Genomic DNA, 2,271 nt, shown 5'->3' with positions numbered 1-2,271 from the left:
GGCGGCGGCGGGGGAGGGGCCTGGTCGGCCGGTGCGGCCGGACGGTCGATCTTGGCTGCGGTCCCGTCCCGATCCAGGGTCATGGCGAGTCAGGTTATTGAGCAAGAGCGCCGTTGGGAAGGTCGAAACCGGACGGACGGCCTGACAAGTCCTGTGTCAATCTGCTTGGGTGGTTTGCGCATCGCCGCGCATGACCCCGCAGACGCGTGACGATCGAGCCGGGACCCGAGACAGAACGGGAGTTCAGCGTCGTGAGGGGTGAACCCGTCGATCACGGAGGGCTGCGGGCGCGCGTCGAGCGGCTCTTCAGCCCCGAGCCCCGTCTCGGCTGGGTGTTCCGGGACCGCTGGTGGTTCCTGCAGCCGTTCACCGAGGCCCCGCCGCAGCAGCGGGCCCTGCCGGAGTACCTCGCCCGCCGCGTCGCGGAGACCGAGCAGCTCGCGCAGCGCCACCGCAGCCGGACGCTTCCGATGAGCCTCGGCATCGCCGCGATCCTGGCGCTGTTCGCCGGTTGCGGCGCCGCCGCGTCCACGGTCCCGAACGCCGTCCCGCTCGGGACGCTCCTGCTCGCCGCCATGGCCGCGGCGCCGGGCATCGTCCTGACGGCGTGGGCCGCGCGGCAGCGGCAGAGCGCCCGCGACGCCTACGAGCTGGCCCAGCGGCAGAACACGACCGGCTACCAGGACCAGGCCCGCCAGTGGCAGGCGCGTAAGCAGGCGCACGAGTCCGCCGAGCGCGCGCGGCTGGACGGGCTGCCCGAATGGGGCGCGGCCAGGCGTCCCACCCGCCGGCTGGACGTGTTCGGCGGGACGCTCTGGGCCTGGGAGGCGCTGCTCACCACGTACGGGACGTCCACCCTCGCCGTCCAGCCGCTGCTGGTGCTCGACCTGTCCCGGGAGGTCGTCACCCGGGAGCTGATCGAGCTGTCGCAGGAGGCCTGGATGGGGGTGGACGTGCAACTGCTGCCGAGCCGCCAGGCGTCGTCCAGCCTCCTGACCGACCTGTCGCCGCAGGACCTGGTGGACGCGATCGTCGAGTCCATGCACGGCGGCACGCCAGACGCCGCCCGCGCCGAACGCAGCATGGACGACCGGATCCTGACCAAGGTCTGCGCCGCCCTCGGCGACGACGTCACCCTCGCCCGGATCGCCGCGGCACTCCGCGCGCTCATGGGCGAACCCGACGACGGGGACGCGCTGACCCGCGACGAACGGCGGCGGATCGCGAGCGAGCTGTTCACCGTGGAGTACCGCCGCCAGGCGCACGCGAACCTGTCGCGGATCGAGTCCTACGTCCACCCCCTGGAGAGCCTCGGCACCGAGCCGACCACGACGGGCCCGGGGTACCTGACCTGCATCGCGCTGGACAGCCAGGCCCGCAACGTCCGGTCCGAGCTGCTCACCGACCTGATCGTGCAGTGGGTCACGCACCGCATCACCGCCTCGCAGGACTCGACGCCCGCCCTCGTCGTCGCCGGCGCGGACGAGCTGGCCCGCCGCCACCTGGAACGGCTGTCCGACGCGTGCGAGCGGCGCGGCGTCCCGCTGACCCTGCTGTTCCGGCGGCTCCGCGAGACGTCCGCGGAGCTGATCGGCGGCGGCGCCGTCGCGTTCATGCGGCTCGGCAACCACGAGGACGCGACCCGCGCCGCCGACTTCATCGGACGCGAGCACCGCTTCGTCCTGTCGCAGATCACCAAGAACATCGGGGGGAACGAGTCGCACACGTCCACCCGCACCGAGGGCGAGGGCGACTCCGAGACGCTGAGCACGAGCCGCACGACGGGCACGTCGCGCAACTGGGGGACGAGCCGGTCGTCCGGCACCAGCTACTCGGGCGGCGAGATGTTCGGGCTGTTCCCCGACCGCTCCACGTCCCGCCAGCGCGGCAGCAACCGGGGCGGCTCGACGAGCACCAGCGACACCGAGGGGACCGCCACGTCGACGTCGCGGAACTGGTCGGCCGCCTACGCCTACGCGGCGGGGACCAACTGGAGCGACGCCGACACGACGCAGCGCGTGTACGAGTACGCCGTCGAGCCCGTCACCCTCCAGCACCTGCCGGACCACGCCCTGCTGCTGGTCGAATCGGCGCCCGGCGGGGGACGCACCCTCACGCCCGTCGAATGCGACCCGTCCATCATCACGCTGGACCGCGTCACCACCGGCCCCCTTCCGGAGCCGCCACCCGTCCAGCGCGCCATTCCCGCCCCGGGCGCGACCGATCAGCCCGCGCCGTGGGCCGTCCCGGCGGCGCCGCAGTGGGCCGCCC

Annotated in this window: 1 protein-coding gene; it reads left to right on the top strand. The window is 73.4% G+C overall.

Annotated elements, in window-relative coordinates; translation table 11 throughout:
- Nucleotides 1–251 precede the first annotated feature (251 nt).
- Nucleotides 252–2,271: hypothetical protein (locus E1264_RS42140; protein WP_132183122.1), on the top strand; the 2,020-nt coding region annotated here is incomplete at its 3' end.

Source organism: Actinomadura sp. KC216 (assembly GCF_004348535.1).
In the GTDB taxonomy this organism is placed as follows: Bacteria; Actinomycetota; Actinomycetes; order Streptosporangiales; family Streptosporangiaceae; genus Spirillospora.
This window is presented reverse-complemented; position numbering and strand designations above follow the sequence as displayed.